The 17459-nt window shown below is 70.6% G+C and carries 16 protein-coding genes; 2 read left to right on the top strand and 14 right to left on the bottom strand.

Going from position 1 to position 17459, the window contains the following annotated elements; translation table 11 throughout:
• The first annotated feature begins 208 nt into the window (after nucleotides 1-208).
• Nucleotides 209-871, top strand: a complete 663-nt coding sequence (locus tag ABZX61_RS33195; protein ID WP_350731785.1) for a methyltransferase domain-containing protein — start codon at nucleotides 209-211, stop codon at nucleotides 869-871.
• A 65-nt stretch (nucleotides 872-936) separates the two neighbouring features.
• Here ABZX61_RS33195 and ABZX61_RS33190 read toward each other — a convergent pair whose 3' ends face one another.
• The 7 genes from ABZX61_RS33190 to ABZX61_RS33160 form a co-directional block, all read right to left on the bottom strand.
• Nucleotides 937-2514 carry an alpha/beta fold hydrolase gene (locus ABZX61_RS33190; RefSeq protein ID WP_355200075.1) on the bottom strand — a complete coding sequence of 526 codons (1578 nt, stop codon included), beginning with the start codon at nucleotides 2512-2514 and terminating at the stop codon, nucleotides 937-939.
• A 208-nt stretch (nucleotides 2515-2722) separates the two neighbouring features.
• A complete protein-coding gene (locus ABZX61_RS33185) occupies nucleotides 2723-3997 on the bottom strand; it encodes a glycosyltransferase (RefSeq protein WP_350731789.1) in 1275 nt (424 codons plus the stop codon).
• Nucleotides 3997-6210: a glycoside hydrolase domain-containing protein gene (locus ABZX61_RS33180; RefSeq protein ID WP_355200221.1), complete on the bottom strand. Its 2214-nt coding sequence runs from the start codon at nucleotides 6208-6210 to the stop codon at nucleotides 3997-3999. Before ABZX61_RS33180 ends, ABZX61_RS33185 begins: the two co-directional genes overlap by 1 nt.
• Before the next feature lie 134 nt (nucleotides 6211-6344).
• Nucleotides 6345-6947: an acyl-homoserine-lactone synthase gene (locus ABZX61_RS33175; RefSeq protein ID WP_355200074.1), complete on the bottom strand. Its 603-nt coding sequence runs from the start codon at nucleotides 6945-6947 to the stop codon at nucleotides 6345-6347.
• A 65-nt stretch (nucleotides 6948-7012) separates the two neighbouring features.
• Nucleotides 7013-7795, bottom strand: coding sequence for an alpha/beta hydrolase (locus ABZX61_RS33170; protein ID WP_355200073.1), 783 nt, complete (start codon nucleotides 7793-7795; stop codon nucleotides 7013-7015).
• Nucleotides 7796-7881: 86 nt separating this feature from the next.
• The gene (locus ABZX61_RS33165) at nucleotides 7882-8052 is read right to left on the bottom strand and encodes a hypothetical protein (RefSeq protein ID WP_355200072.1); all 171 of its coding nucleotides are present in this window, start codon (nucleotides 8050-8052) and stop codon (nucleotides 7882-7884) included.
• A 240-nt stretch (nucleotides 8053-8292) separates the two neighbouring features.
• Complete coding sequence (locus ABZX61_RS33160; RefSeq protein WP_355200071.1) at nucleotides 8293-8985, bottom strand: hypothetical protein; 693 nt, start codon at nucleotides 8983-8985, stop codon at nucleotides 8293-8295.
• On the opposite strand from ABZX61_RS33160, the gene ABZX61_RS33155 reads away from it, so the two are divergent.
• Entirely contained in the window at nucleotides 8966-9607 is a 642-nt protein-coding gene (locus ABZX61_RS33155) for a TetR/AcrR family transcriptional regulator (RefSeq protein WP_355200070.1), read from the top strand. The two genes, ABZX61_RS33160 and ABZX61_RS33155, sit on opposite strands and share 20 nt — an antisense overlap.
• 80 nt (nucleotides 9608-9687) lie before the next feature.
• Here the strand turns inward: ABZX61_RS33155 and ABZX61_RS33150 are convergent, their stop codons facing one another.
• The 7 genes from ABZX61_RS33150 to ABZX61_RS33120 are packed head-to-tail and all read right to left on the bottom strand — an operon-like array spanning nucleotide 9688 to nucleotide 17284.
• The gene (locus ABZX61_RS33150; protein ID WP_355200069.1) at nucleotides 9688-10815 is read right to left on the bottom strand and encodes an enolase C-terminal domain-like protein; all 1128 of its coding nucleotides are present in this window, start codon (nucleotides 10813-10815) and stop codon (nucleotides 9688-9690) included.
• Between the two features lie 5 nt (nucleotides 10816-10820).
• Complete coding sequence (locus ABZX61_RS33145) at nucleotides 10821-11792, bottom strand: D-2-hydroxyacid dehydrogenase (RefSeq protein WP_355200068.1); 972 nt, start codon at nucleotides 11790-11792, stop codon at nucleotides 10821-10823.
• Nucleotides 11789-12775, bottom strand: a complete 987-nt coding sequence (locus tag ABZX61_RS33140) for a hydroxyacid dehydrogenase (protein ID WP_355200067.1) — start codon at nucleotides 12773-12775, stop codon at nucleotides 11789-11791. The genes ABZX61_RS33145 and ABZX61_RS33140 overlap by 4 nt, the downstream gene beginning before the upstream one ends.
• On the bottom strand, nucleotides 12769-13929 hold the full coding sequence (locus ABZX61_RS33135) for a hypothetical protein (protein ID WP_355200066.1): 1161 nt from the start codon (nucleotides 13927-13929) through the stop codon (nucleotides 12769-12771). Before ABZX61_RS33135 ends, ABZX61_RS33140 begins: the two co-directional genes overlap by 7 nt.
• 8 nt (nucleotides 13930-13937) lie before the next feature.
• A complete protein-coding gene (locus ABZX61_RS33130; RefSeq protein WP_355200065.1) occupies nucleotides 13938-14792 on the bottom strand; it encodes a carbohydrate ABC transporter permease in 855 nt (284 codons plus the stop codon).
• Nucleotides 14792-15796, bottom strand: a complete 1005-nt coding sequence (locus tag ABZX61_RS33125; protein WP_355200064.1) for a sugar ABC transporter permease — start codon at nucleotides 15794-15796, stop codon at nucleotides 14792-14794. Before ABZX61_RS33125 ends, ABZX61_RS33130 begins: the two co-directional genes overlap by 1 nt.
• A 36-nt stretch (nucleotides 15797-15832) precedes the next feature.
• On the bottom strand, nucleotides 15833-17284 hold the full coding sequence (locus ABZX61_RS33120) for an extracellular solute-binding protein (RefSeq protein WP_355200063.1): 1452 nt from the start codon (nucleotides 17282-17284) through the stop codon (nucleotides 15833-15835).
• Between the last annotated feature and the right edge of the window lie 175 nt (nucleotides 17285-17459).

Here is a 17459-nt window from a genome sequence, read left to right as displayed (position 1 = left end):
AGGTCACAGGCCGCGACAACTGGAGCGACACCCTTGCCGACGACACCGACAAGGCCGGATCCCCACTACCGGATGCGCACTGGCTCGGACAACCCCACACTAATCAGGACATCTCATTTGGGTAGAGCTCTCCAATGACCTGGTCGGCCAGCCGGTGAGGACGTAAGTGATCGCAATGCCCCGCATCCGCACATCGCGAAGGGAAAGCATGACCTCCAGCACCACTCGCGCCACAGGCGAACCGGACCGCCACCACACCGAGGCGGCCCCGGCCCGGCTCGCGCCGAACGACCTCACGTTGTTCCTGGGACAGTGGCTGCGATCCCCGCTGCGGATGGGCGCCGTCGCGCCCAGCTCGCGGCACCTCGCGCGCGCGGTCTCCTGCCCTCTCCCGGAGCGCGGAGAGCCCGTCGTGGTCGAGCTGGGCCCGGGCACGGGGCCGTTCACCGCGGAGATCCAGCGCCGGCTCGACGGCCGCGGCCGCCACCTGGCCATCGAGCTCAACCCGCGCCTGGCCGACCTGCTCCGCCACCGCTATCCGGGAGCCGAGGTGATCCAGGAGGACGCCAAGCATCTGCGGCGGCTCCTGGACGAGCGCGGGATCGAGCGCGCCGACGTCGTGGTGAGCGGCCTGCCCTGGACCCTCTTCCCGGCCGCCGATCAGCAGCAGCTCATGGACGCGACGACCGCGATCCTCGGGCCGTACAGCGCCTTCACCGCCTTCACCTACCTCCACGCCGTCCCGCTGAGCTCCGCGCGCCGCTTCCGCGACCTGCTGGCGGACCGCTTCGAGGAGGTCGTCCCCAGCCGCACCGTCTGGCGCAACTGGCCCCCGGCCTTCGTCCTGCACGCCCGCCGGCCCCGTTCCTGACGGGAAAGCGAGACGCCGCCCATGGCCACGTACCCGGGCCATGGGCGGCGTCAGCGGTGGCTGGCTCAGCCGGCCGTCTTGAAGGACGGCGTCACGAACGAGCCGCCCCAGTTGAGCCGGTCGGTCGGCCACAGCCGCCCGGGCTGCCGCTTGGCCATGATCTCGGCCTTGCCGCCCACCTCGCAGCGGTAGCCCTTCGGGGGCACCGTCAGCGAGATCAGGAAGTTGTCGATGGGCACCGTGCTGCACTCGTCCTTGCCGTAGATGCGGTGGCCCCAGCCCTCGTAGGTGAGCAGCGTCGCCTTCGAGCCGAGCTGGCGGCCCACGTTGGCGGACCACATGTACGGAGTGGCGGGATCGTGCAGCGAGTTCCCGAGCAGGATCGGGGCGTCACCCGTGTACCGCAGCGTGTGCGGCGGGTTCGTCGGGGTCGAGTTGAGGCAGATCGGCAGGTCGTCGTACGGGAACGGGTGGTACCGCACGTCGGGCGCCAGGCTGTTGGAGACCTTCATGAGAGCCGCGTACTCCGCGTAGTTCCGCACCCGGAGGTTGTAGTCCTGGCACAGGATCCGGGTCGGCAGCTCGGCAACGTCGCCCTCGACGGGGCCCCGCCCCGGCAGCGGCGGCACCCACGACGGCTCGGCGCCGCCGCTCAGCCAGTTGATGACCTCGCTCAGCGTGCGCCAGTCGGGCCCCTCGGTGCCGAGCGCGGCGTTGTAGATGACCTGCAGCTCCGTCATCGGCTTGTCCGGGGCGGTCGGGTAGTACAGCTCCCCGCGCCGCGCCTTGGCCAGCAGGTCCCGCCACATCGCGCGGACGTCACGCCCGTGCAGGATGCAGCTCTCGTCGGCCTCGCACCAGCCCACGAACTCGTCGAACGCGTCCTCGACCGCGACCGCCTCGGTGGCGAGGAAGCCCGCGACGCCGAGGCTGTGGTCCATGTTGCTGTCCAGCGCGAGCGCCCGGATCCGGTTCGGGAACATCTCGGCGTACATCTGGCCGATCAGCGTCCCGTACGAGATGCCGTAGTAGGTCAGCTTCTCCTCGCCGAGGGCGGCGCGCAGGGCGTCCATGTCGCGGGCCACGTTGCGCGAGTCGACGTGGTCGTACAGAGGGCCGGTGCGCTCCCGGCAGTCCTTGTGCAGCTTCTTGGTGAAGGCGTCCCAGGCGTCGAACTGGGCCTGGGAGGAGATGACGGTGTGCGGCATCTGGTTGTACACCGACGCCGAGCAGATCACCGGGTGGCTGCGGCCCACGCCTCTGGGGTCGAAGCCGACGATGTCGAAGCGCCTCTGGAGCTCATCGGTGAACCAGGTGGCGCCGTACACGGACTCCACGCCGGACCCGCCGGGACCGCCCGGGTTGATCACCAGGGAGCCGACCCGGGCCGCGGGGTCCGTGGCCTTGCGCCGGGCGATGGCCAGGTCGATCTTCTCGCCGTTCGGGTTGGACCAGTCGACCGGGACGGCCAGCTTGCCGCACTCGGCGGTGGGCTCCTCCTCGCAGGGTGCCCAGGCGATGCTGCCTGTCGTGGTCTCCCCCGAGGCTCCGTCCCGCGTGGCCGCGCCTGCGGCCGGCGAGACGGGCAAAAGCGCCGCTAACGCCACGAAGGCGGCAGCCAGCACAGAGTACTTTCGTCGCACATTGCTCCAATCGTCGTCGGCTGGCCCCCGCGCGGCACGCGGCCGACTCTGATCATCCCCGTCGACGGCCCCGTAGCCCGGCGGCGCGCGGCGAGCGCGCGCTCCATGGGCGGGCCGAGCGCAACATCCAGCCGATCCCTACGTTCGCTCGTACGTCCTACCACGAAACATATGGACGTGTTCGGGACTTATTCAGACACGTCCAAAATCAGCAAGAAGCGACGGCAGGCGTCCCCTGTGGGAACAAGCTGTCGAACACCGCGACCCGGTCGAAGGACATCGCGCGGGCGCGGGCGCGAAGCTCCAGGTCCTGCCGTTCGGCGGCGGGCATGTCGAGGACCACCCGGTCCACGGCCGCGACCAGCCCGGCGACGTCCCCGGGTTCGATGACGACGGCGGTGTCGCCGACCGCCTCGAGGGTCCCGCCCGTCGTGGTGGTGACGATCGGCCCGCCGCCGGAGAGCATCTTCTCGGCCAGGGCGATGCCGAACGTCTCCACGAACTCGGGCTCGGGCTTGGTGGGCAGGACGTAGGCCGCGCAGCCGCGCATGAGCAGCGGCTTCTCCTGGTCATCGACGTCGGTGAAGAGGACCACCCGGTCGTCGCCCTCGGCCGCCGCCCGCACCTGCTCCAGCGCCGGGCCGGTGCCGACGACGGCCAGTTTCACCCGCGACCGGCAGCGCATCCGGCCGAAGGCGGCCAGCAGGTCGTGGATCCCCTTGGCCCGGGTCACGCGGGACAGGAACAGGATGTATCCGTCGCGCTCCAGGCCGCGTCGCGCGAGCGCGGCGTCCACCTGGGCCGGGTCCGGGTCGAGGAAGGCGGCGGAGTCGATGGGCGGGTAGCTGACGGTGACGCGGCGCCGGCACTGTTCGGCGAACGTGGTGCCGCAGTGGGCGTCCACCTGCTCGGCCGAGGCGACGATCTCCTCCCGGGTGTACTCGGAGACCGCGACGACCTCGTCGTTGGCCAGGAAGGTGGTGAACAGCACGGTCGCCGCGCCGAACCGGCCTTCCCGCAGGCACGAGCGGATCACGTTGGTCACGTCGGAGCCGACGGCCTTCGCGATGGTGTGGACGTCCGGCGCGAACCCGGCCGCCCGCGCGGCCGCGACCGCGTCCACGACCACCGCGGTGTGCGGGGCGAGGTACATGGACAGGCAGGTCGTGCGTAACGGCTCGGCGAGCAGCTCGACGAGGCGGCCGGTGAGCCCGGCCTGGTGGCGTCCGTCGGGCACCCGGTAGTCGCCGACCGGTTCCGGTCGCTCCACGGTGATCCCGGCGCTGTACGGCAGCAGCCGGTCCAGCGGCTTGAGCGGCAGCCCGGCCGCCTGCAGCGTCGGGATCGGCCAGGTCAGCAGCCGTACGTCGTCGAACCCGCGGGTCAGCGCCACCTCGGCGAGATTGCGGGCCTCGCCGGAGTGACCGCAGATGACCGGGTCGGCCCTGACCACGATGACGAGACGGCGACGGGGGTGGGTCATCACGGTTCCTCCGGTGTCGCGGGCGGATCGGACAGGGACGGCGGGCGGAACCCTCGGCCCCACGCCGACGGCTCCGGCCCCAGCCGCAGGTGCAACCGGCCGCCCCGGTGCACGGTGGCGGCGCTCAGGTGTGTCGCGTGCAGGGGCTCGCCGTTGAGGGTCGCCGACTGTACGTACTGCGCGGGCGGGTCGCGATCGATGCCGTCGACGCCGATCGGTGTCTCGCGGAGCCCGCTGGTCTCGATGACGAACTCGTTGCCGCCGGCCCGGACCACGGCCCGTTCGAAGGCGGGCGCGTTGACCAGGAACAGGTTCTGCCCGGCGACCGGGAACAGCCCCAGCGACGCCCAGACGTACCACGAGCTCAGGCCGCCGGAGTCGTCGTTACCGGGCAGCCCGCCGGGACCGGTGCCGAACTGCCAGGTCAGCGCCGCCTGCACCACCTGGGCCGTGCGGTCGGGCCGGCCCGCGTAGTGGTAGGCCCACGGCGCCTCCATGTCGGGCTCGTTGTTCAGCCCCTCGAACCGGTTGAGGGCGTAACCGGCCGCCATCTCCGCCGTGCGCGGGCGGCGGCCGGGCTGCGTCACCGGTGCGGCGCCGAAGCCGAAGAACCTGTCCAGCTTGTCGATGAAGGCCGCGTCGCCGCCGGCCAGGGCGATCCTCGCGGCCATGTCGTGCAGCAGCCTGAACGAGTAGTTCCACTTGCCGCCCTCGTAGAACTCCGAGTCGCGCAGCAGCCCCGTGCCCGGGTCGAAGGCGTTGGACCAGTGACGGCTGCGGTCCTCGAGGTCGGCGGCGAGGTGCCGGTCGTTCAGCGCCCGGGCGACCTGCGCCGTGCAGTGGTGGGCGTAGGCGAGGTCGAGGGTGTGGGTGATCGGGTGCACCACTCCGTGCTCGAAGAAGTCCTCGCCGTACATCCGGCGCAGGTCGTCGACCATGTGCACGAGCGCCCAGTTCCAGTCCAGGCCCGCCCAGCCGAGCGCGTGGGCGTCCGCCAGCGCGGTGTGCGCGAGCGCGCTGGCCTGGCGGAAGAACCGGTCGGCGCCGCGGGACATCCGGTAGCCGATCGGGAAGTTGCCCTCTTCCTCGCAGACCCGGATCAGCGACTCCAGCAGGTCCGCGGCCCGGTCGGGGGCGATGGCCGCGAGCAGCGGCAGCTGGGTCTTGTAGATGTCCCACATGGTGCACACGTCGAACGCGAACGGCCCGGGAGTGGGCCAGAACGGGCTCTCGTCGTCGGCGACACACGGCTTGATCAGCGAGTGGTAGAGCGCCGTCGCGAACACGGTCCTGCGGGCCGGCGTGCCACCCTCGACCTGGACCCGGTCGAGGTGATCGCCCCAGCGGGCGCGGGTCCCGGCGCGTACCGCGTCGAAAGCCGGCTGCCCCTGCCCGCACTCGCGTTCCAGGTTCTCGCGCGCCTGGTCGCACCCGCGCAGCGAGAAGCCCAGCCGTACCTCGATGGTCTGCCCCGGCGCGGCCGGGCCCATGTAGAGCATGCCGAAAGGGCGCAGCGTGGTGTGCCGGATGCTGTCGAAGTCGAGGCGCGTGCCGCCGTCGATGAGCCGCCGGTCGTACCAGAGCATCTGCCGCCAGCCCGGGCTGTCGACGTCCACGACGACCGACAGCGGGACGCCCTCCATCACGACCGTGCCCTGGGTCCGCCCGTGCCCCATGCTCTCCACCTGGGCCCGCAGCGGCACCGTACGGCCGAGCTCGATGTCCAGCCCGCCGCAGGACAGATCGATCACCACACGGGCGCTGCTGTGCTGCGGGAACGTGTACCGGTGCACGGCGACCTTGGCGCCCACGGTGAGCTCGCAGCGGACCCCGGTGTCCAGGGTGGCCGCGTAGTAGCCCGCCTCCGCCACCTCGTCGTGCAGCGGCCAGGCCTCCCCCAGCGCGTCCAGCGGCTGCACCATCGGCGTGACCCGGACGTAGTTGTAGTACTTGCGGATCGCGCCGGTGCCGGACTGCTGGAAATGGGTGAACCCGGACGCCTGCAGCCGCTCCAGCATCTCCTCGGGCACACCTTCGGTGTTCTTCGTGTACCTCCCGTACCCCGTCGGGTACGCGCCGGAGTAGGCACAGGCCGACACCATGCCGAGCGGCGAGGTGGCCCCCGGGTGCGTGTTGCCCACCTGCGGTTTCGGCCACCACCAAGTGGCGGCCAGACCACGTGCCCGGGGCAGGTCGGTCGCCGAGGTGCCGATGAAAGGATCAACGTTGTCGAGGATGGCGGGACTCTATCCGGCGCGATCCCGCCTTGGGTTTCGGCGAGATGAACTTCTTGGCCTGCGGCACGTCAATGAAGATTTGATCCGACCCGGCACCGCCGAAACGTCACTTAGCCCACCTTCTCCAGGAAGTCCCTGGTGGAGGTGGTGTAGGCGGAGCAGAGCAGACTGCCCAGCCGCGTCGCCCCGCCATCGCCGAAGCGCCGGGTCGCGACGCCCATGGCGTTCACGCTGCGCTCCACCGCCACGCTGGAGACCGCGACCACCGTGTCACCGCACCGGTCGACCCAGCGGAACGCCTCCCGCAGCAGCGCGCGGGCGAGCGGCCCGAAACCCACCGTCGCCTTGTGGGACCAGGCGCCCGCGGTGGCCAGCCGGCTGAGCTCCCAGACGGCCGGATCGCACGGTGCCCGGCCACCGCGTAACGCCTCGGAGAAGACGTCGCGGAGCATGTAGGGACCGACGGTCGGGAGCAGCCGGCAGCACCCCGTGACCTCCTGGCGGTCCTCCGCGTAGCCGATCACGTAGACCGGATCGCAGTCGTCGTAGGAGTCGCGTTCCCTGCCCTGGACGCTGTCGACGTCCCAGTGCAGGCGTTCGTAGAACACTGTGTGGCGCAGGCGGAACATGCCGTCGACCAGCCACTCCGGCAGGTCCCTCGCCCCGCCGACCACGATCCGTTGCGCGCATCTCTCCCCCGGCGAACCGCCCACGAGCGCCTCCGCGAATGATCAGGATCCCCTTTTGTGTGTTGTTCGCGGGAGCGGGGTCTCTGGATTCAGCGTACGGAGCAGATCGCGTCCTCGATCACCCGCGTCACGGCGTCCGGGTGCGAGATGAGCGTGAGGTGGGAGCCGCCGGGGAACTCGGTGACCTTCGAGCCCGCCCGCTTGGCCATCGCCCGCTGCGAGGCCGGCACGATGATCCGGTCGCCGGTGGCGATGAAGTACCAGGACGGGATCGTCCTCCACGCCGCGGCCTTCGACGGCGTCGTGAACGCGACCGTCGAGGCGGCCCGCTGGGAAGCCCACAGCCGGTCGGCCGTCTCTCGGGGCAGGTCGGAGGCGAAGGAGCGGAGGAACACCTCCCGCTTCAGGTACAGGTCGGCCGCGCCGCCGCTCGACCCGGGGTAGGCCGAGCGGTCGTAAAGGGTGGCCGGGTCCCCGCCGAGCGCCGAGCCGGAGCCGCTGAGCTGCCCCGTGGTCTCGCCGACGTCCGGCGCCGCGGCGCTGACGTACACCAGCGCCTTGACGCGCGGGTCGCCGGCGGCGGCATTCGTGATCACCGAGCCGCCGTAGGAGTGCCCGACCAGCACGACCGGCCCCGGGAGGGTCCGCAGGAAGTCCCGTACGGTCTGCGCGTCACCGGTCAGGCCGCGCAGCGGATTGGCCACGGCCCGCACGGCGTGACCCGCCCGCTGCAGAGCTTGCACCTCCCCGCTCCAACTGGAGGTGTCGGCCCACGCCCCGTGCACCAGCACGGCCGTCACCCTGCCCGCGCCCGGCGACGGACACGACCCATGCCACGCCGCCGCCGCACCGGGCACCGGCACGACGGCCACGGCCGACAGGAGAAGGACACACGAAACCCGGCATCTCATCATGTCGTACCCCTCTCCTGCTGGACCTCGAAAAGGGCCCTATTCATTCACGCTGACATCCGCACCACCCGAACAAGGTCATGAAAGCGACAAACAGCGCCTAAATCATCCGAGCCGGCTTCTGCTTCACCATGGAGAACCTGCCACACCTTGACCTCGCCGAGGTGGCGCAGCGCCGACGCCTGGAGTAAGCGGTCGCCATACGGCATAAGCTCCACGAAGCAAACAATGGGCGGTTACGCCATTCCCTATTCGAAGGAGTGCGGGTGAAAGTTGGACGCGTGGCCGCGGCGCTGGCCTTACTGTCCTTCGTACACTTAGGCAGCGGCTGTGCCGCATGCACCGTCTCACAGGGCCCACCGGTTACCATGCCCAAATCCGACGCGGCGGCCGACGTGGTGGTCCGCGCATATCTCGCCGCCGTTGGGGCGCGTGACGCCGACGCGGCCCGCGCTCTGTCAGCGCCCTCTTATTACGAACGCGTCCACAGCTGGTCGAACGATCCGATCGATACATGGACCAGCCTGAAGGTCTCCGAGGTCGACAAGCCAAAGCCCGACACGTATGGGCCTGGCGGCTACCGGCAAGTGCGGCGGGTCTTCGTTGATATCGAGGTTCACCGGTGCAACGAAGAGCCTCCGGACGACGACCCGCATTATCCCTACACCTTTCTGGTGGGGAGGCAGTCGGACGACGATCCTTGGAAGGTCATCGATTTTGGTGGATTGGGGTGAACGGTCGCGGTGGCCCTCAGGGGCTACGGCTGGTCGTCGAAGGTCACCACTACCTTCTCCTACCTTCTCCGCCGCACCGGGCGTCAGCGTGAGGTCGAAGGCGCGCCCGACCTCCGAGAAGGGGACGGTGTGGCTGATCAGCCGGGCGAAGCGCTCCTGGTGTGCCACGAACTGCGCCGCCGGGACCAGTTCGGCGCCCCACTTCGCCTTCGACAGCGCCGTGTTGACGACGGCGGCCACGCCCGCGGTGTCGATGTAGATGTCCGTGCCGGGGCGGGGCCGGCCCAGGGAGTCGGCGCCCTGGCCGTGCAGTTCCGTCAGGCGCGCGGCCACGTCCTCCCGTGCGGAGTCGAACGGCGTCCGCCCCACGGCCAGGGCGGTCTCCAGGAGCTGCGGGATGACGTCGGCGACGGTCACGTGCTCGACCCCGCGCAGCTTCAGCCAGATCGCGCCGGACACCCGGCAGCGCCTCATCGACGTCGCGGTTCGCCTGTTCGCCCGGCACAGCTTCGCGGGCACGTCGCTCCAGATGATCGCCGACGAGATGGGCATCACCAAGGCCGCCGTCTACCACCACTTCCGCACCCGCGAGGAGCTGCTCAGCGCGGTGGTCGAACCCGCGCTGCGCCAGCTGCGGGCGGGCATCGAATCGGCCGAGACGAAACGTACGCCCCACGCGCGGGCCGAGCACCTGCTCACCGCCTACGCCACCCTCGCCGTGGAGCACCGGGCCGTGGTCGCCGTCCTCGCCACCGATCCCGGAGCGATCGACCTGCTGCGCGGCCAGCCGGAGTCCAGCGACCTGCTCAACCGCCAGCTGGCCATCCTCGCCGACATCACGCCCGGCCCGGCCGGCTACGTCAACGCCACCATCGTGCTGGCCGGCATCGCCTCCGCGGCCAGGCCGACCATCGTCCACGTCGACGACGACGTCCTGCTCCGGCAGCTCGTCGAGGCCGGCCGGCGCGCGCTCGGGCTGCGGGCACCACGCCGCCCGGCTCCCGCCACGTCGCAACCCGAGCCGGACTCGACGGCCTGACCGTCAGGGGCGCGCTCCTGCGCTACGGTGCCTGGTGCTCACGCCGGCCGGGATCTCAAGGCGATCGCGTGAACGCCTGCTCAGAGAGCGAGCGCGCGGACGACCTCCTCGTCCACTCCGATCCCCAGGCCCGGGCCGGTGGGGACCTGGGCGACGCCGTCGGTGACCGTGATGACCGGATCCGTGGCGTAGGGGCTGGTGATGAACTGCCGGCCGTTGAGGTCCACCGGCGTGTCCACGCCGAACGCCGCGAACAGGTGGAGCGAGGCCGCCAGCCCGATGTCGGACTCGGTAAGACCGGAGCCCATGATCGCCAGGCCGCAGTCCTCGGCGAGCTGGCACTGCCGCAGCGCCAGGGTCAGCCCGCCGCAGCGCTGCACCTTGGCGACCGCGACGTCGATGGCGTCGAGCCGGACGAACGTCGCCAGGTCGCTCGGATGGCGCAGGCTCTCGTCCACGGCCACCGGGATGGGACTGGCGTCACGCAGGCGGCGCAGGCCGGCCACGTCGTTGGAGGGCAGCGGCTGCTCGAAGACGGCCACGTCCAGGTCGGTCAGGCGACGGGCCACCCGCAGCGCGACGGCGGCCGTGTAGCCCTGGTTGGCGTCCACCCAGAGCACAGCGTCGGGAGCCGCGGCGCGCACGGCCTCCACGATGGCCACGTCCTCGTCCTCGGTGTGCAGGCCGACCTTGACCTTGACGTGGCGGTAGCCCAGCGCGCGGCCCTCGGCCACCGAGTCCGCGGCCACGGCGGCCGACTCGGTGGCCACGATCCAGGCCAGCTCGATGGTGTCGCGCCTGCGCCGGCCCCACAGCTCGCCGAGGGACAGGCCGAGGCTGCGGGCGTAGGCGTCGTGGCAGGCCACGTCGACCGCCGCGCGCGCCAGCGGCATGCCGATCGAGAAGCCCTTGCTGATCGTACGGTCGAAGGTGCGGCAGAGCCCGTCCAGGTCCCACAGCGGGCGGCCGACGGCCGCCGGGGCCAGGTAGTTCTCGATGGTGGAGACGATGGACTCGGTGGTCTCGTACGTCCAGGAGGGGATCGGGGTGGCCTCGCCCCACCCGATGGCCCCGTCGTCGGCGGTGACTTTCACCAGGACTCTGACGGCCGGGCGGCCGCCCTGGACGACGGACCCGCCCGCCACGGCGAAGTCGCGCAGCGAGGGCAGGCCCACGGTGAAGGTCTCGACGCGTGCTATCCGGTTCACGGGATTCAGTACCATTCGGACTTGTCGACCAGATTGATCAGTTCGCGCCCGGCCACGAAGCGCCGGGCGTTCTCCAGCAGTACGGCGAAGCGCCGCTCGTCGCCGTGCGGCCCCACGCCTCCCACGTGCGGGGTGATGAGCACGTCCGGACGCCGCCAGAGCGGGTGATCGGCGGGCAGCGGTTCGGTCTCGAAGACGTCCAGGGCCGCGCCGGCCAGGCGCCCTTCGGCCAGGGCGGCCGTCAGGTCGTCGAGCCGCACGATGGGCCCGCGGCCGATGTTGACGACGTACGACCCGGGCTTGGCCAGCGCCAGCCGCCGCGCGTCCAGCAGGCCCTCGGTGGCCGGGGTGTGCGGAACGGTCAGGATGACCAGGTCCGCCTCGGGAAGCAGCCGGTCGAGCGCGTCGGCCGGCAGCACCTCGGCGAAGCCCGGCACGGGGCCGCCGCGCCGGGCGTCCACGCCCACCACCCTGGTGCCGAACGCCGCCAGCAACCTGCCGACCTCGGCCCCGACCGCGCCCACCCCCACCACCAGGGCGGTGGCCTCGCCCATGGACAGCACGGCGCCGGGCTCCCAGTCGGGCGCCCAGCGCGCGCGGGCCTGTTCGCGGGCGTACCTGGGCAGGCCCCTGGCCAGCGCGAGCACGAGCGCCAGCGCGTGCGCGGCCACGTGGTCGGTGTAGGTGTCACGCATGTTGGTGACCTGCACAGGGTGCGCGACCAGGGCCGGATGGTAGAAGCCCGGAGGCGGCCCGGCCTGTGGGGCCTGCAGCCAGCGCAGCCGTCCGGCGTGCGCCAGCAGGTCCGCGGGCAGCGTGCCGTAGGCGGCGTCGGCCTCCGCCAGCGCCCGCGCCGCCTCCTCCTGGGTCTCCGGCTGGAGCACGACGAGCTCCGGGACCGCCTGCTCCAGCCGGGCCCGCCAGCCCGCGGTGGCCGGATCGTGCGGCGGCAGCAGCACCAGGGTGGCTGGGCTCACGCCCTCCTCGCCAGCCCGGACTCGGTGATCTCGTACAGCAGCGGCTCTCCCGCGAGGTAGCGGGCCAGCTCCTCGGCCATCGCCTGTCCGTGGCGGCGCCGCTCGAAGCCCAGGCTGCCCGCCACGTGCGGGGTGACGACGATGTTGGGCATGGTGAACAGCGGCGACCCGGCGACGGGCGGCTCCGGTTCGGTGACGTCGAGGACGGCGAACAGGTCGGTCCGCCGGCTCAGCACGTCCACGAGCGCGGCCTCGTCGACGAGGCCGCCGCGCGCCGTGTTGATCAGGGTGGCGTCGGGCTTCATCGACTCCAGCAGCTCGGTGCCGACCAGGCGCTGCGTCTCGGGGGTGAGCGGCGAGTGCAGGCTGACCACGTCGGAGGTGGCGAACAGCTCCTTCAGGCCGACGAGACGCACGCCGAGCTCCGCCGCCTGCGCCGGGTCGGCGTACGGGTCGTAGGCCTGCACGTCGAGGTGGTGATGGGCGAGCAGCCGCGCCGTGGCCCGGCCCGTGGCGCCGAGCGAGACCAGCCCGACCACCGCGTCGTAGGCCCCGATCTCGGGCCCGCGCGGGGCGCTGGCCGCGGCGGCGCGCGCGGCCAGCACGTAGCGCCAGCCGTGCTTGAGCGCGTACAGGATCTGCGAGAGCGCGAACTCGGCGACCGGCTCGGCGTTGGCCGTGGCCGCCGAGGTGACCCGCACTCCCCTGGCCCACATCTCCGGGGTGACCATCCCCTTGATGGAGCCCGCGCCGTACAACACCAGCGAGAGCTTGGGCGCGGCGGCGAGCAGGTCGGCGTCCAGCTTGGGCGCCCCCCACCCGGTCACCAGCACGTCAAGGTCGGCGAGCACGTCCGGGGTGACCCGGTCGGCGGTGAGCAGGGGCGAGGCGATGGCCAGGTGCCGCTCGATCGCCTCCCTGGCCTGAGGGCCGTAGACGTCGTCGAAGCGGTTCGGGTCCATCACGTACAGCCCGTTCAGCATTGCCTCTCCTTCACGCGAGCCGCCGCCCGCACGCTGGCCAGGCGGGCAGGCGAGCCCAACCCGGCGTGGTAGTAACGTAGCTGCCGCGCTCCCCCTGCGATGAGGTCGGCGGCAAGTGCCGGGATCCGGGCGTGCCCGTCCTCCAGCACGGTCAGGTTGGCGACGAGGGGGATCTCGGTGCGGCTCGCCGCGGCCTTCACCTGGGACAGCGCCGCCTCCTCCGGGCCCCAGCACTTGAGCACGTACGCGTCGACAGGCGCGTCGAAGGAGGCCAGGTCGATCCCCACGTCGGGGCCGGTGACCTGCGGGTCGTCGGTGGCCATGAGCAGCAGCTCGCGGCCGCCGGCCGGCACTGCCACGTCCCGGACCAGGTCGGCGATGACCCGGCCGCGGTGGTCGTAGACGGCCTGGGCGCGCTCGTGGCCGAGCGCGTCGCCCAGGCTCTCCCCGGCGGGGACGCCCTGCTGGAGCTCCCCGTCCACGGCGGCGCGCACGTCGCGCGCCAGCTCCTCGACGTCCAGGCCGCGCTCCGCCAGCCCGTTCCGGCAGACCGGGCAGAGGCAGAGCGACAGCAGGGCCCTGCCGCAGGCGGACAGGTGGGCGCCGGAGGTCTTCTCGTGGTGGCCGGCGTGCTCGGCGCCCAGCCAGCCGCACGCCTCCAGCATCAGCGCGGGCACGTCGTACTGGTCGCAGACCTCGCTCACGAGGGTGAGCGCGTAGTCGTGGACGGCGGGCTGGGCGGGGCAGAGCGCGTAAGGATAGGACTCGCCGTACGCGTTCCTGACCGTCAGGTCGGGCGCCTCTCGGCCCAGCACCGAAGAGTGCGTGAGCACCATCCAGGCCTCGGCCCGCAGCCCGGCCCCCGCCAGCGCGGCCAGCGCCGTCCCGAACCGGTCCTCGTCCGGCACCCCCCAGCTCGGCGGGTACGGCTTGAGCCGCCCCCGCCAGCGGTCGGGACGCAGCCGGAAGTAGGCCGCCGCGTGATCGGCCTGCACGATGCGGTGGCGCGGATGCCACGCGGTGGTGGCCCGGACCGAGTGATAGGCCGCCTGCAGGGTCACCGTGCTCACACCGAGCCCGGCGATGCGCTCGGCCGCCGCGGGGTCGCCCACGAGGTCCCAGGTGTAGGCGAACGCGCCGTGCCTCGTCTTCAAGCGGACTGTCACCCCTTCGTGGCGCCGGCCAGGCCGCGCGTGAAGTAGTTCTGGAAGAACAGGAAGATCGCCAGCATCGGCAGGAACGAGATCGTCATCCCGGCGGCGAACCCGGTCCAGTCGGTGGCGTGCTCGCCCTGGAAGGAGAGCATCCCGACGGCGAGGTTCTGCAGGTCGGGCTGGCCGAGCGTGAACACCAGAGGGATGTTGAACTCGTTCCAGCTGCTGATGAACTGGAAGATGACCACCACCGCGATGACCGGTTTGGCCAGCGGCAGGATGAGGCCGAACGTCTTGATGAAGCCGGCGCCGTCGAGCTTGGCCGCCTCGAACAGGTCGCTCGGGACGCTGGAGAAGAACCCGACGAACAGCAGGACGTAGAGCGCGCCCGCGCCGCCGGACATGGCCAGGATGACGCCGGCCCGCGTGTTCAGCAGGCCGAGGTTCTCGATCAGCACGAACTGCGGGACGATGATCGAGGCGACCGGGATGAACAGGGTCCCCACGATCATCCGGTAGAGCAGGGTGCGGCCGGGGAACTCGTACCTGGCCAGCACGTAGCCGCACAGAGCCGCCTTGACCAGCTCGACGAGGGTCGAGGCGACCGAGTAGAGCACCGTGTTGAAGAAGTATCCGGAGAACCCGGCGTTGACCCAGGCGCGTACGAAGTTGTCGAAGTTCAGCTGGTCGGGCACGAGGCTCGCGCCGCTGGTGAACATCCCGGCCTGGGTCTTGAACGCGGCCGAGATCGTCCACAGGAACGGATAGACCCACACGAGCCCGATGACCACCAGGATCGGCAGGGCGATGAGGTTGGCCCGGGTCCTGTGGCTGCGCCGGGCGGCCTGGCTGATCGTGGTCATCAGACGCCGTACTCCTTCCTGAGCCGCTGGGCCCGGCGGACCGCGACGCCCTGGGCGGAGACCAGGACGAAGGCGATGACGGAGAACAGCAGCGCCGCGGCCGAGGCGTAGCCGTAGGCGAACGGCACCGAGCCGAAGGCGTTCTGGTAGATGAAGTAGGACACCACGTACGTGCTGGTGCCCGGGCCGCCCGCGGTGAGGGTGACGACCAGCCCGAAGACGTGCATGGCGTTCACGATGCCGAGCAGGGTGATGATCACGGCGACCGGCCTGATCATCGGCAGCGTGATGCGGGTGAGCTTCTTCCACTCGCCCGCGCCGTCGATGTCGGCCGCCTCGTAGACCTCCTCCGGCACGTTCTGCAGCGCCGCGATCCAATAGATCATGTACTGGCCGAAGATCTGCCAGACGGAGACGAGCACGAGCACGAGCAGCGCGCTCCACCGGTTGGCGAACACGTCGAACCCCTGGTCGACCAGGCCGAGGTCGCGCAGGATCGCGTTCAGCGCGCCGTTGGACGGGTTGAGCAGGTAGGTGAAGACCAGGCCCGCCATGGCGACGGGGATGATCAGCGGCGCGAAGAACAGGGTCCGGAAGAACCGCTTGCCGCGCAGCCACTTGCGGGTGAGCACGATCGCCGCCAGGAGCGAGATCGGGAGCTTGATGACGGTGGTCAGCACGGCGAAGATCAGCGTGTTGACCACCGAGAGCCAGAACAGCGGGTCGACCAGGATCGAACCGTAGTTGTCGGCCCCGACGAACTGGTCGATCGGGCCGATGCCCGACCAGTCGAAGAAGGAGTAGTAGATCGTCGCGGCCAGCGGCCAGAGGGTGAAGCCGAGGTAGAGCAGGAGGAAGGGGGCCAGGAAGACGACCAGCCAGACCCTGTCGAAGCCGCGGGCGCGCTCGCGGGAGTGATCGACGCGTTCGGGCACACGCTCGGCGGGCGGCCGGTCCCTGTCCGGCACCCTCTCCCTACCGGGGGCGGGGGCGGTGGTTGTCATGGATGTCCTCACGAGGGAGAAGGGGGCACCGGCCGGTCAGTTCTTGTACATGTCCTTCGTGTAGTCCTTGGTGTAGTCCCAGTCGGGGAAGGTGTAGCAGTCCATCGACACCTTCAGACCGGCGGCGGCCTCCTGCTTGAGCCCTTCCTCCAGGGCGGTCTGCCGCTGCTTGACGATGGCGGCGCCCACCGACTCCAGCGACTGGCCGCTGACCAGCGCCTCGCCCATGGCCTCCCACTCCCCGTCGGGGCTCTTCGCCAGCGCGTTGACGTACGCCTTGGACTTGGCGATGTCGGGGCACTTGAGCAGCGGCACGGGAAGCTGGACGCGGTAGCCCGGCTGCGCGGCGATCTGCATGATCTGCTTGAGCGCCGGGTCGCTGACCATCTTCTCGTTGTCGACGTAGGCCAGCGTGCCGAAGGCGCTCTTGTAGTACTGCTTGACGAAGTAGCCGTTGGGGTCGGTCATCCACTGGATGAACGTCCACAGGGCGTCGGCGTTCTTGGTCTGCGAGCTGACCCAGTACTTGTTGCTGTCGTACTTGCGGCCGGCCGCGCCGGTCTGCCCGTCGTCCGGGTTGAGGCGCGGCGCCACCACGTACTTGTCGCTGCCGAAGCCCTGGCTGGCCCACACGCTCGGCAGCCAGGTGCCGTCGAAGAAGATGCCGGCCTGGTCGGCGGCGAACTGCTGGCGGGAGAAGTTCTTGTCGTTGGTGCCCGGCGCCAGGTACCCGGCCTTCTTGAGCTCCTGGATGAAGGCGAAGGCCTTCAGCTGCCCGGGCTCGGTCAGGTCGAACTTGCCGGTCTTGTAGTCGAAGAACTCGTCCGTCGAGATGCTGCTGATCGTCGCGTACCAGATCCGCTGCATGTCCGGGCCCTTGGTGGGGGCGGCGATGCACTCGGCCTTGGTCTTGGCCTTGATCTGCGCGCAGGCGTTCTTGAGGTCGGTCCAGGTCTTGGGCGGGCTGTTGACGTCCAGCCCGGCCTGCTGGAAGACCTGCTTGTTGAGGAACATGTAGCCGGAGCCCCAGTAGAGGTTCTCCGAGAACGGGAAACCGTACGTCTTCCCGTCCTGCACGTTGATGCCCTCCAGGAAGGACCCGTCCGGCCAGCGCTTGGTGAAGTCGGCGGGGACGGTGCCGCTCGGGCTGAGCGGGCTGATCCACTTCTGGTCCAGCAGCTGGGAGAGCCCGGACGCGTTCCAGTAGAACATGTCCGGCGCCTGGTTGCTCTGGAAGGCCAGGGGCAGGGTCTTCATGTAGTCGGCCTGGGTGATCGAGCGCCACTCGATCTTGATGTTGGGATGTTCCTTGGTGAACTGCGCGCCGATGTCCTTGTGGAAGTTCACCTGTTCGGCGGAGAAGTCCCAGATCTGCAGCGTGGTCTGCGATCCGCTGCCGCCGTCGCGGCCGGTGCTCGACGTGCCGCACGCCGCCACGAGCAGCGAGGTCAGGATCGCGGTGATCATCGCGGGCCGATGGAGTTTCATGAAGCCCTCCCGAGAGACGGAGGTCAGAGGGGTGTCGGGCATCGGGTAAGCGCTTGCCCGAGAGGTGGGTCCGAGAGTAACCCCGGTCACAGGCCGATTCAAGACTTGTGAGAAAGCGGTTTCAGATCGATGCTCGGTCATGACACCTGTCCGTCGACGACCCCTACCGCCAGAC

The organism is Nonomuraea sp. NPDC003709 (assembly GCF_040610775.1).
GTDB lineage: Bacteria > Actinomycetota > Actinomycetes > Streptosporangiales > Streptosporangiaceae > Nonomuraea > Nonomuraea angiospora_A.
This window is presented reverse-complemented; position numbering and strand designations above follow the sequence as displayed.